We start from the raw sequence: 12,591 nt of genomic DNA on the forward strand, positions 1-12,591 counted from the left end.
TCGCGACATTCTGGTGAATCCACAACGATTTAGAGAGGTCTGAAATGTTTCCCGAGCAGCAGAACATCAACGCCTATGAATGCATCCGGGTCACCCTCGCGTCCGCGGACGTGATCCGGTCCTGGTCCCGCGGGGAGGTCACCAAGCCCGAGACCATCAACTACCGCTCCCTCAAGCCCGAGCGCGACGGCCTCTTCTGCGCCCGCATCTTCGGGCCCGTGAACGACTGGGAATGCCTGTGCGGCAAGTACAAGCGCCAGAAGTTCAAGGGCGTCATCTGCGACAAGTGCGGCGTCGAGGTCACCAAGAAGGCCGTGCGCCGCGAGCGCATGGGCCACATCGCCCTGGCCTCCCCCGTGAGCCACGTGTGGTTCTTCAAGGGCGTCCCCAGCCGCATCGGCTACCTGCTGGACATCCCCCTCAAGGACCTGGAGCGGGTGCTGTACTTCGAGGCCTACGCCGTCACCGATCCCGGCAACACGCCCCTCAAGGCCCGGGAGATCCTGGCCGAGGAGAAGTACCGGGAATACAAGGCCGAGTACGGCGAGGGCTTCCGGGCCCAGATGGGCGCCGAGGCCATCAAGGAGCTGCTCCGCCACGTGGACGTGGAGGCGCTGGCCATCGAGCTGCGCCACCTCATGAAGCAGGAGACCTCCACCCAGAAGCGCGTGAAGATCGCCAAGCGCCTCAAGGTGACCGAGGCCTTCAAGCGCTCCGGCAACAAGCCTGAGTGGATGATCCTGGACGTGGTCCCGGTCCTGCCCCCCGAGCTGCGCCCCCTGGTTCCCCTGGACGGCGGCCGCTTCGCCACCTCCGACCTGAACGACCTCTACCGGCGCGTCATCAACCGCAACAACCGCCTCAAGAAGCTCCTGGAGCTCCGGGCCCCCGAAGTCATCGTGCGCAACGAGAAGCGCATGCTGCAGGAGGCCGTGGACGCCCTCTTCGAGAACGGCAAGCGCGGCCGCCTCCTGCGCGGCGTCAGCAACCGCCCCCTCAAGTCCCTGTCCGACGCCCTCAAGGGCAAGCAGGGCCGGTTCCGGCAGAACCTGCTGGGCAAGCGCGTGGACTACTCCGGCCGTTCGGTCATCGTGGTGGGTCCCGACCTCAAGCTCCACCAGTGCGGCCTCCCCAAGAAGATGGCCCTGGAGCTCTTCAAGCCCTTCATCTTCAACCGCCTGGAGCACAAGGGCCACGCGGCCACCATCCGCCAGGCCAAGGAAATGGTCGAGCAGGGCGTGCCGGAAGTGTGGGACGTGCTGGATGAGGTCATCCAGAACCACCCCGTGCTCCTGAACCGCGCTCCCACGCTCCACCGCCTGGGCATCCAGGCCTTCCAGCCGGTGCTGGTGGAAGGCAAGGCCATCCGCCTGCATCCCCTGGTGTGCACCGCCTTCAACGCCGACTTCGACGGCGACCAGATGGCCGTCCACGTCCCCCTGTCCCCCATGGCCCAGATCGAGGCCCGGGTCCTCATGATGTCCACCCAGAACATCCTGAACCCCGCCAACGGCCGCCCCAACGTGGTGCCCTCCCAGGACATCGTGCTGGGCGGCTACTACCTGACCAAGAAGCGGCAGAACCGCAAGGGCCAGGGCATGGTCTTCGGCACCATCAACGAGGTGCTGGCCGCCCACGAGGCCAAGGTGGTCGACACCCACGCCATCATCCAGCTGCGCTACACCGGCGAGGTGGTGGACGCCGAGGCCTGGCACAAGAAGGATCCCAAGAAGCACTCCGAGCAGGAGATCTTCGAATGCCCCAGCTTTGAAGTGAAGCGCGAGCTCATCACCACCACCGTGGGCCGGGTCATCTTCAACCGCTCCATGCCCGAGGGCCTGCCCTTCATCAACGCCCTCCTGAAGAAGGAAGGCCTGCTGTCCCTGGTGAACCGCGCCTACAAGCTCAACGGCCCCGAACTGACCATCAAGCTCCTGGACGCCATGAAGGATGTGGGCTTCCTGTGGGCCATGAAGGCCGGCGTCTCCGTGGGCATCGACGACATCGTGGTGCCCGGCACCAAGGGCAAGCTGCTCAAGGAAGCCAATGAGCAGGTCCGCGGCGTCGAGCACGAGTACTACCACGAGGGCAAGCTGGACGCGGCCACCCGCTACAACAAGATCCTCGAGATCTGGGGCCAGACCTCCGAGCAGGTCGCCACGGACATGATGAAGGAACTGGAGAAGCGCAACGAGACCGGCGAATTCCTCAATTCCATCTACATCATGGCCGACTCCGGCGCCCGCGGATCCAAGACCCAGATCCGCCAGGTGGCCGGCATGCGCGGCCTCATGGCCAAGCCCTCCGGCGACATCATCGAGACGCCCATCACCTCCAACTTCAAGGAAGGCCTCTCGGTTCTCCAGTACTTCACCTCCACCCACGGCGCCCGCAAGGGCCTGGCCGACACCGCCCTCAAGACCGCCGACTCCGGCTACCTCACCCGCAAGCTGGTGGACGTGGCCCAGGACGTGATCATCAACGAGGACGACTGCGGCACCCTGGACGGCATCGAGGTGCGGGCCATCGTCAACAGCGACGGCACCATCCGAAGCCGCCTGCGCGACCGCATCATGGGCCGCGTGGTGCTGGACGACGTGGTGGATCCCTACTCCAAGCAGGTCATCGTGCCGGCCGGCACCCTCCTCACGGAGGAGCTGGCCTTCCACATCGAGACCTCCGGCATCGTCGCCGTGAAGATCCGCTCCGTGCTCACCTGCGAAGCCCGCCGCGGCGTCTGCGCCATGTGCTACGGCCTGAACCTGTCCACGGGCCGCATGGTGGACCTGGGCGAGGCCGTGGGCGTCATCGCCGCCCAGTCCATCGGCGAGCCCGGCACCCAGCTGACCATGCGAACCTTCCACGTGGGCGGCGCCGCCAGCCGCACCTCCGAGAAGTCCACTCACGAGGCCCAGATCGCGGGCATCGTGAAGCTCGACGGCATCAAGTACGTGGAGAAGGCCGCCTCGGCCGATTCCGACGCCGGCAGCGAGCTCATCGCCATCAGCCGTTCCGGCAACATCCTCGTGGTGGACGCCAGCGGCAACGAGCGTGAGCGCTACAAGATCGCCCCCGGCGCCATCATCCGCGTCCGTGACGGCGAAGAGGTGGAACCCAAGACGGTACTCGCCGAGTGGGACCCCTACAACGACTACCTCATTTCCGAGAAGGCCGGCGTCGCCGACTTCAAGGAATTCGACCTGAACTCCAGCTACCAGGAAGAGAAGGACCAGATCACCGGCCGCTTCCGCAAGCGCGTCATCGATCCCACCGACGACAAGCTCCATCCCCACATCAACGTCAAGGGGGACAACCACAAGGTCCTCCAGCGCTACAACATCCCCACCGGCGCCTACGTGGAAGTGGAGGACGGCCAGGAGATCCTGCCCGGCGACGTGCTGGCCAAGACCCCCCGGCAGCAGGCCAAGACCTCCGACATCACCGGCGGTCTGCCCCGCGTCACCGAGCTCTTCGAAGGCCGCAAGCCCAAGGACCCCGCCATCATCAGCAAGGTTACGGGCCTGGTCAAGTACGGCAACCGCGTCCGCGGCAACCAGAAGGTCATCGTGGAGAACGAGCAGGGCGACCGTGAGGAGTACCTCATCCCCCGCGGCAAGCACATCCAGGTGCAGGACGGCGACGAAATCCAGGCGGGCGAAAAGCTCACCGAGGGCGCCGTCAGCCCCCACGACATCCTGGAGATCCAGGGCGACAAGGCCCTCCAGGCCTTCCTGCTCAACGAGGTCCAGGAGGTCTACCGGGCCCAGGGCGTGACGATCAACGACAAGCACATCGAGACCATCATCCGCCAGATGATGCGCTGGGTGCAGATCACCGACGTGGGCGACACCCCGCTCATCGTCGACGAGAAGGTGGACAAGCACCGCTTCAAGGAGATCAACGAGCAGGCCCTCAAGGACAGCGGCGCCCCCGCCACCTGCGAGCCCCAGCTCCTGGGCATCACCAAGGCCGCCCTCACCTCCGAGTCCTTCATCTCCGCCGCATCGTTCCAGGAGACCACCCGCGTCCTCACCGAGGCCGCCCTGGAAGGCCGCGTGGACTACCTCCGCGGCCTGAAGGAGAACGTCATCCTGGGCCGCCTCATCCCCGCCGGCACCGGCATGGCCCTCTACCGCAACCTCGAAACAGAAGAAGGCCAGTACCCCGAAGTGTCCGACACGGACAACCTGGGCATTGACGACTTCGACGACGAGTACAGCCGGATGGCGCAGCATGTGGAAGAGCTGCAGGGAATGAGCGAAGTGGAGGGAGAGGATCTTTGATCCTCTCCCCATTCCTCGACTGGAACAGCAAGTACCTTTTCCCAATATTCTCCTGAATTGGAACGGCTCCAGGAAATCACCGGAGGATGATGGTGTTCTCAAGCGCCAGAATCAGAGGACTAGTCGTGCCTGCCAAGGCCGCACTGGTAACAATGGTGGCGGTTGCACTACTGACGCTTACCGTACCCAACAGCTATACGTCCCAGGCCCGGATCCTTCCGGCAGAGAGTAAAGTCGCGGGTGGGGGGCTAGGAGCGCTGGCCGCTGCTGTGAATGCGGCTGGCTTCTCGGTGCCTGGAGAGGGATCAGATGCGAACTTTGTCGAGATTCTCCAGAGTCGTACGCTTCTTCAGCAGCTTTTGGAAACTCGGTTCAATTTTCATGAGGCCCGCTTTATGTTTCAGACTGCGGGCCCAAAGGAAATGACCCTTCAGGAGTACCTAGGCGAGAAGAACCTGGACCGCGCTCTTAAGCGAGTCAGAAAGACCCTAGCCGCAGACCGAGACCTAAAATCCAAGATACTTGTCATAACGGTAGAAACCCATTCTCCGGACCTGTCGCAGGCCGTGGCGGCACGATCATTGGAAATCCTGGGTCGATTTGTCCTTGAGAAGAACCAAACCCGAGGTGGCCTGAAAGCTGCCTACCTGGCAGGGCGCCTGGTCGATGCCGAGAAGGAAACGAACGCAGCGCAGACTGCCATGGAGCAGTTCCTCTCTACGAATCGAAACTGGTCTTCCAGCCCGGATCCGTACGTTCGCTTACATGGCGCCAAGCTGGAAGGTGAATTGAAATTTAGACAACAAATGCTTTATTCCTTGGCAATGAATAGGGAGCAAGCCCTTCTTGAGGAGAAGAACGACCTGCCGATTGTCAATGTGATGGACAAACCGAACCTACCCGTCCTGAAGAGTGGGCCAGCTCGTTCACTTTTCACGCTGGCCGCCGGAATCCTTGTCTTTCTTTCAATGTGGGGTTGGAGGAGTCGGTCTGAACTCATCGCCTTCCTCAAATCAAACAAGAATTTGATTTAGAAAAGGAAAACCCGGGCTTGGAAAGCTGACATGATCGCTGGGGCGAAGACCTTCCAGGAAATCCAGGTTGAAGACGGAGGAACTCTACTCGTCCTGGATAAGTTGCGTTGGCTCGCGGTTCTGATCTCTCTGAGCTTTCCGCTTCTGTTTTTCCCATTCCCCTTCCCTTTTGGTGATTTGGCCCGCACCGTTTTGATCCTATTCCTATTCCCGGGGATTTCGCTGGCTGGTATGGCAATACCAGTGCTGGTGTTTCTAGTTGCCAAGGATGATTACTTAAGCTACCTTTGGGCTTGTTCAATTTCGAGCTTTTTAGTCTTCTATCGCATTTCTCGACTTTCATATGATCAGGACTATTTTCGAGCCCTGATCGGCTGGGTTTTCCAGGCGATGAGCTTGATCTTGGGCTTGGTGATCTTCATTCAGGCAGTCCAGGTGGTGGATCTCTTTTCTGTGAACTCTCTGATATTAGGCCTGTTCCCGAATATTTCGGGTCTGGCGGAAGGTAAAGGCTGTGCTTTTTTTACGGAACCTTCCGTTATGGCCGGACCGCTCCTTTTGTATGGCGCCCTTTGTGATCTATACGTGCGCCTTTCAAATGACGTAGGCGTCGAGCGCGCAAAGGTACGTTGGTTGGTGCTGATGATCTCCACTTTAGCCCTTTCCCGGAGCCTCACCTGTGGTCTTGTGGTTGCATTTTTCTTCTTCCGCCTGTTTTCTCCCCTACAATTGATCCTTGCGGGTGCATCCTTTGTTTTCCCCGCCTCTCTGTTATTCTTCGACCGGTTATTAGTTGCCGAATCAAGTTTTAATGCCTTTTCCATATTTAACATAACAACTGCTCTTGGGTCCTGGCGGTCGATCCCGGATCTCGCGATTGTGGCAAATTTTACCGGGTACTTGCTACCCAGTCTCACACCAGGGGTTAGGGAGCGGATCATGGCCCAGGCAAGTGAGATCAGTCCCGTCTTTACGTGGCTCCAGAACGTTTATTCATATTTTGCCTGCTTTGCAGCGAGCTTTGGATTACTGCTATCTCTCAGCGTCTTCTTCTTTCTCGGAAGGAGACTCATTGGGAAGTCGCGGGAATTCTCGACAATTCTATACGTGGCGTTGCTCTTGTTCGCAATGCTCTTCCTCTTGCCCAAATATGACGTGTCATGCTGGGTCGTTTTTGGTTTGATGGCCTTTCAGCGTCGGAACTCTTCAACGGCGCCGGAGGCGCCTGCAGCCTCATTGCCGTGATGACCGCCTGGAGAGAATTGGCTGAATCATTGGCCAAGGGAATTCTAGGGGACTTGGTGAACGGTCAGGGATAATTCAACGATTTTGCCAATCCATGGGAGTTGTTTTGAGTAGGTCATCAGCCCAAAAGACCCCGGCAACCCTCACTAATTTGGGGTCTTCGCGCTGGGCTTTCATCCTGGAACTCTTCCGTGCTTACCTCGGATCGGCCGTCTCGGTGGGGGCCACCCTTGCGCGCGATAGTGTTGCCTTGCTCATCCATGCGCCCGGAGAAGTGGTTGTCTTTTTTGCTGGTTTCAATATGGCGACCCTCGCCTCCATGGTGCCTAGCGACTACATAATGACCAAGTTGTTGGCCACAAAAGGCAGCCACATTCGTGTCTCAGTCCTGGATCTGGTATTCAATGTGCTATTTTCGGCCACCTTTGCACTTGCGATGGGATTCCAAGCAGAAGGCCGTATTTGGGCTCTCGTCGCAGCGGGAAATTTGCTTCTGGCGTATCCGACGGGAGTGTTCTATGCCAGAAAACAGTACTTTTTTGCGCGAGCCTTTGCGGGCGGCGTTTCGGCGATATCGGCTGCGCTTTTCCTCCTGCATTTTCGGCTTGACCGGATGTATGCGTGCGCGGTGGTTAGTCTCGTCATCCTTGGGTGGACGATCGTGCTCATTGCCGGCGGGATTCGGTTTGAATGGAGAAAGAGCATCGATTTCAAGACCCTGCTCCGATTCACGGTTTCCTCCACCCCGTTTGCCCTCTTCTATGGGGGCAATTTTCATCTTCTGAAGGCATCAGAGGGAATGGGGAGGCTTCCGCTCCTGGGGAACCGAAGTTGTTACTATGTTTATGCGGTGATGATGATGGCGGCACCGGTTGTGCTCAAGGCTGTCTCGGAAAAACCGGAATGGTTCCTGGGCTTCATTCACCGTCAACGTCGGCGTGCTCTTGTGTTACTCGTGTCCACCGCGGCCCTGCCAGCTATTTTGGTCGCCTTTGGCTCTCTCCGGCTCCAATTAATAGGAGCAAACGTGATCCTCCTGGTTTCTGCAATCCTGCTTTATTTTCTTTATAAATTGATAATCATTCGTGACGAAGTAGCCCTTTTGGCAAGGTCTACGCTCGCCGTAAGCGTTGTTCTTTATATCCTTTTCCTCGTCCCACTGGCGTTGCATCTGGGATTGCGGATATTTGCGACTGCACTTGTTGCAATCGAATTGATCGGCTTGTTTCATCTTCTCGGCCTCGCTAAGCCGAAAACGAAGATGGGAATGTGATCAACTCGTTGGGCGCTCTCCTGGGAGGAGCGGAATCATGTCTTGGGCATGGCGGTAATCCTCAGGGATGCCGATATCAATGAACGGGGCATCAAATTCCCGACCAAAAAGCGACCCTTGTGGGCAGCGGGGTGCGAAGACATCGGTTTCCAAGGAGAAGGGGCGGTCTGCCGGGGTAACCTGAAGGAAGTCTCTTGATAGGACGTAGATGCCTCCGTTGATGAGGCCCTCCTCGAGGGCCGTCTTTTCCCGGAAGGAGTAAATGCGTCCATCGGGGCCAAGTTCCACGGTCCCGTATCGGTCAGCCGGACTCATACGTTTCAAGGCCAGGCAGGCTAGAGCCCCTTGGTGGCCCAGAAAATCCTGGGCTAGATCGTGAAGCGGAATGGGGAAGTATGAATCCCCGTTCATTACGAACACCGGCCCTGGGGTTGGGGGAAGGGTAGCCAAGGCAAATCGAACCGCACCGCCGGTCCCTAAGGGGCGATCCTCGTGGACGTAGGATAGGCTCAGTGGGCCAAAGGAGTATCCAAGGTCTTTCTCAATCTTTTCCCCGAGGTAACCCACGGAGAGCACGGCATTCCGGATACCCTGGCTGGCAATTTGGCTCAGGAGATGCTTCAGGAATGGAATACCGCGGATGGGCGCAAGGGGCTTTGGGAGGTCTGATACGACGGCCCGAAGCCGGGTCCCGAACCCACCTGCCAAGACGATGGCCGTTGAAGCCGTGTTCATGCGAAGAGGCCCTTTTCAACGAGTTCGCAGAGGATGTGCCCGATAAGGATGTGGCCTTCCTGAATACGTGGTGTGTCGTTGGAGGGGACCTCAAGGAGTATGTCTGAAAGTCCTTTGAGCTTGCCCCCTCCTTCCCCAGTCATTCCGACTGTGACCATGCCGACTTCTTTGGCCTTTTCAAAAGCGGCGAGGATGTTTTTCGAGTTTCCGGACGTGGTGATGCCTACGAGGACATCGCCTGGGCGTCCTTTCGCCAGAACAAGTCTTGCGTAGGTGACGTTGTAGTCATAGTCATTGGCAACGGCCGTTAGGAAGGAGGTGTTTACGTGAAGCGCTTCAGAGTCCAAAGGGGGGCGGTCAAAATAGAACCGTCCGGAAAATTCGGCGGCAAGATGCTGGGCGTCGGCTGCACTGCCACCGTTTCCGCAGAATAGAACCCTACCGCCCGATCGGAAGGCCGTGATCATGGCCTCGACGGCCTTTCCCATGCAAGAATGCAGTTCGACATTTCGGCGGAGCTTTTCGGCATTAGCTGCGGATTCGGCAAACACATCATTAATGCGGGTCATGCTTCCTCCCAGGTAATGAGGCCAGTGTTGGTGAACTGGAAGCGGCAGACGGTTCCGAGTTCAGGTGAGAGTGCTCTGGAGACTGCATGCCAGGCATTGTCTGGGCAGTAGAAGATCATATGGCCGCCGCCACCGGCGCCGGACAGCTTACCTCCGGTCGCTCCAGCCTGGATGGCCGTTTCGTAAATTTTGTCGATGGCAGGGTTTGTGATCCCATCCGCCATCTTCTTTTTTGACTGCCAACCAAAATCCAGGATTCTACCCAGGTCAGCAAGTCTGCCCAAGAGAAGGGCTTCCTTCATTTCGACCGCTTGGGTTTTCAATTTGTGCATCGCTTCGATCGCGGTGGCCTTTTTATCGAGGGCGTTGCGGCTCTGTTTCTCAATGATGGTGGATGAAAGGCGACTCGCTCCCGTATAGAAGAGCAGCAAGTTGTTCTCCAATTGGAGAATCCGCGAGTCCTTAAGTCGGAGCGGGTTTACGATGACCTTGTCGTTTCCATAGAACTCCATGAAATTGAACCCGCCAAAAGTCGCGGCATACTGATCTTGTTTGCCGCCAGCCATGCCGAGGTCCTCGCGTTCAATCTCATAGGCAAGCCTAGCGATCTCATACTCTCCAAGAGGTAGCGAGAGCCATTCTGCGAAGGCACCCACCAGTGCCGTTACCAGGGTGGATGAAGATCCAAGACCCGAACCCGGCGGGGCATCCACGTGGGTGCTGAGTTCGAAGGCAAGAGGGCGCTTGACGTACTGTGAGACAACCCGGTTGTAGACGCCCTTCAGGAGTTGGAGGGGGCCTTCCGGGGCGAGGAAATCCCTGCTCTCGTGTTCCTCAACCAGACCGTGGTCGAGGCTCTTGAGGACGATACGATTCCCATCGAGAGGACGAATGGAGGCCGTGGCGAAAAGATTGATGGTTGCGTTTAGGATGCTCCCGCCATACAGGTCTGAGTATGGACTGACGTCCGTGCCGCCTCCTGCGAGGCCGATTCTGAGGGGAGCACGGGAATGAACCAGCATGCATCTTCTCCTGAGGGAATCGTCGGTTGTCCGACGGGTGATGAATTGTTACGGAAAATCTGAAGGGATTAGGCGAACAGGAGACACCCAAAAGGAGCATTCGTTCCGGGAAGGGAATTATCTCGCTTGTTGTAGCGGAAAATCCGGTTGTATCAGATGTTTCATCTGGGGCGTTTTACAAACTGAAATAGGCGGGAGGTGAATTTTCGGAGAAAATACAGTGGGCTGACGTGGATTCCATGATCCCGGAAGGCACGCCAATTCTCACCGTTCATCCGCAGAATATTGCCAAGGTTCCGGTTGGAAGCGCCGCCCATCCGCATTCTAACGAGAATCCCGGGAATATGAGTTGTCCGGATTCCGTTGATCGCGATGAAGCGAAGCATGAGTTCCATGTCCGCGGCGATTCGATATTCGGTGTTGAATCCCCCGAGTCTCACATAGACTTCTCGTCGGGCATAGAAGGTCGGGAAGGGTGGAAGCCAGCCTGACTCAAAGGAGCCCAATTTGTAAGGGCTAGACTTCCAGTATCTGATGATTCGGTTAATGTCATCGGAGGCGACATAGGCTAGGTCTCCAAAGACGGCGTCGCAGGTGCCTGCTTCAAACGTTTCCGCAATTCGCTGGAGGACGCCGTCATTGTCCAGCACATCATCAGAATTGAGTGTGCCGAGGATGTCCCCCGTAGCGGCGGCGATGCCTTTGTTCATGGCATCGTAGAGTCCCTTGTCGGGTTCTGACACGAAATAAGCGATCCTGGGCAGGAATGGTCGAATAGCCTCAAGGGTGGGTTCGGCGGACCCTCCATCGATGACCACCAGTTCGACCTCATGGGACGTTTTCTGTTCCAGGATCGATTTCAGGGCCTCCGCCACCTGCGGGTTGTTCCATACGACCGTGATGACGCTGATTTTCATGTTTCGAGTCCTCTTTGGCCAACCAGGGGCGCACCTTTAGGGCTTCGCGCCGGATGATACTGGCCTGATTCTTCCAAGCATACCAAAGAATCAACGCCACTTCGACAATTTGGGGAAGGATGGGGGACTGGTCTCAAATTCCCCGACCCCTGGCGACAGCGAAGCTCCATAAGGGTTTCCTGGAAATTCTCAAGGCGGGGTTCATAGGGTGGCGCCGATCCAGGATGCGGGTTAACGGGTGTTCTCGGAATGGAAACCGTTCCTGGAGATATAGGTCTCATTTCAAATAGTGACGACGCCTGTTGCTGTGCGAAATTTTCCAATTGCCTGTATTGAAGTTGTGTGTAGAATTGACTGTCTAAGATTGGATTGTCTTGACATTATTTCAAACGATAGGTGAGGAGGTACTGGTTATGGCCAAGGTCGCTCTGATTACGGGAGTCACGGGTCAAGATGGAGCCTACTTGGCAGAATTTCTGCTCAACAAAGGCTATGAAGTACATGGTATCAAGCGAAGGTCATCTTCGTTCAATACGGCCAGAATCGACCATCTTTTTCACGATTTGCACGAGTCCGGGAGATCCTTTTATCTCCATTACGGAGATATGACGGATTCTTCTGGTCTTACCCGTATTATCCAGGACGTACAACCTGATGAAATATATAACTTAGCTGCACAAAGCCATGTTCAGGTGTCATTCGAGGAGCCGGAATATACTGCCAATTCAGACGCCCTGGGCGCTCTTCGGATCCTGGAAGCGATTCGCCTGCTTGGGTTGTCGAAGAAGACGCGATTTTACCAGGCTTCCACTTCCGAGCTGTACGGTCTGGTCCAGGAAGTGCCTCAGCGTGAGACGACGCCCTTCTATCCGCGCTCGCCTTACGCCGTGGCCAAGCTTTATGCATATTGGATCACGGTGAATTATCGGGAGGCCTATGGCATCTTCGGGTGCAACGGCATTCTTTTCAACCACGAGAGTCCGCTTCGGGGCGAAACGTTCGTGACCCGGAAGATCACTCGTGGTTTGTCACGTATCAAACTGGGCGTTCAAGAATGCCTTTATCTTGGAAACCTGGATGCGCTGCGTGATTGGGGCCATGCCCGAGACTACGTCGAAATGCAGTGGCTCATGCTCCAGCAGGAGCGCCCCGAGGACTTCGTCATCGCCACAGGGATGCAGTACAGCGTGCGAGACTTTGTGAACGCGGTGGCGAAGGAGCTGGGCATGGCCATTACCTGGCGAGGGGAAGGAAAGAACGAGCAGGGATTCGACTCGGACGGCAAGTGCGTTGTGGCGGTGGATCCGAGGTACTTCCGCCCGACAGAAGTTGCCTCCCTGCTTGGAGACGCATCCAAGGCTCGGGAAAAATTGGGTTGGGTGCCTGCCACGGATTTCAATACTCTGGTCAAGGAGATGACCCGGGAGGATCTACGGGCGGCAGAGCGAGATGAACTCGTCAAGCGGCACGGTTATCAGATTTTTCAGCAAGCCGAATAGGTAATCCAGGGGTT

The 12,591-nt window shown here is 57.5% G+C and carries 9 protein-coding genes; 5 read left to right on the forward strand and 4 right to left on the reverse strand.

Translation table 11 applies throughout. The features are described 5' to 3' along the window. The first annotated feature begins 44 nt into the window (after positions 1 to 44). The 4 genes from rpoC to R2J76_RS01265 all read left to right on the forward strand — a co-directional run bounded on the left by rpoC (position 45) and on the right by R2J76_RS01265 (position 7,835). Positions 45 to 4,283 (forward strand): DNA-directed RNA polymerase subunit beta', encoded by a 4,239-nt coding sequence (rpoC, locus tag R2J76_RS01250; RefSeq protein ID WP_316413961.1) that lies wholly within the window; start codon positions 45 to 47, stop codon positions 4,281 to 4,283. Between the two features lie 125 nt (positions 4,284 to 4,408). Next, a complete protein-coding gene (locus R2J76_RS01255) occupies positions 4,409 to 5,317 on the forward strand; it encodes a GumC domain-containing protein (protein ID WP_316413962.1) in 909 nt (302 codons plus the stop codon). Between the two features lie 30 nt (positions 5,318 to 5,347). Beyond that, positions 5,348 to 6,562, forward strand: a complete 1,215-nt coding sequence (locus R2J76_RS01260) for a hypothetical protein (RefSeq protein ID WP_316413963.1) — start codon at positions 5,348 to 5,350, stop codon at positions 6,560 to 6,562. Positions 6,563 to 6,779: 217 nt separating this feature from the next. After that, on the forward strand, positions 6,780 to 7,835 hold the full coding sequence (locus tag R2J76_RS01265) for a hypothetical protein (RefSeq protein WP_316413964.1): 1,056 nt from the start codon (positions 6,780 to 6,782) through the stop codon (positions 7,833 to 7,835). Here R2J76_RS01265 and R2J76_RS01270 read toward each other — a convergent pair whose 3' ends face one another. From R2J76_RS01270 to R2J76_RS01285, 4 genes are all read right to left on the reverse strand, one after another. Continuing rightward, positions 7,836 to 8,570, reverse strand: coding sequence for a nucleotidyltransferase family protein (locus R2J76_RS01270; protein WP_316413965.1), 735 nt, complete (start codon positions 8,568 to 8,570; stop codon positions 7,836 to 7,838). Continuing rightward, on the reverse strand, positions 8,567 to 9,139 hold the full coding sequence (locus R2J76_RS01275) for a D-sedoheptulose-7-phosphate isomerase (protein WP_316413966.1): 573 nt from the start codon (positions 9,137 to 9,139) through the stop codon (positions 8,567 to 8,569). The genes R2J76_RS01270 and R2J76_RS01275 overlap by 4 nt, the downstream gene beginning before the upstream one ends. Beyond that, positions 9,136 to 10,161, reverse strand: coding sequence for a GHMP family kinase ATP-binding protein (locus R2J76_RS01280; RefSeq protein ID WP_316413967.1), 1,026 nt, complete (start codon positions 10,159 to 10,161; stop codon positions 9,136 to 9,138). Before R2J76_RS01280 ends, R2J76_RS01275 begins: the two co-directional genes overlap by 4 nt. Before the next feature lie 161 nt (positions 10,162 to 10,322). Beyond that, positions 10,323 to 11,078 (reverse strand): glycosyltransferase family 2 protein, encoded by a 756-nt coding sequence (locus tag R2J76_RS01285; RefSeq protein ID WP_316413968.1) that lies wholly within the window; start codon positions 11,076 to 11,078, stop codon positions 10,323 to 10,325. Positions 11,079 to 11,491: 413 nt separating this feature from the next. On the opposite strand from R2J76_RS01285, the gene gmd reads away from it, so the two are divergent. Beyond that, positions 11,492 to 12,577, forward strand: coding sequence for a GDP-mannose 4,6-dehydratase (gene gmd / locus R2J76_RS01290; protein WP_316413969.1), 1,086 nt, complete (start codon positions 11,492 to 11,494; stop codon positions 12,575 to 12,577). The last annotated feature ends 14 nt before the right edge of the window (positions 12,578 to 12,591 follow it).

This window comes from Mesoterricola silvestris (assembly GCF_030295405.1).
GTDB classification, from domain to species: domain Bacteria; phylum Acidobacteriota; class Holophagae; order Holophagales; family Holophagaceae; genus Mesoterricola; species Mesoterricola silvestris.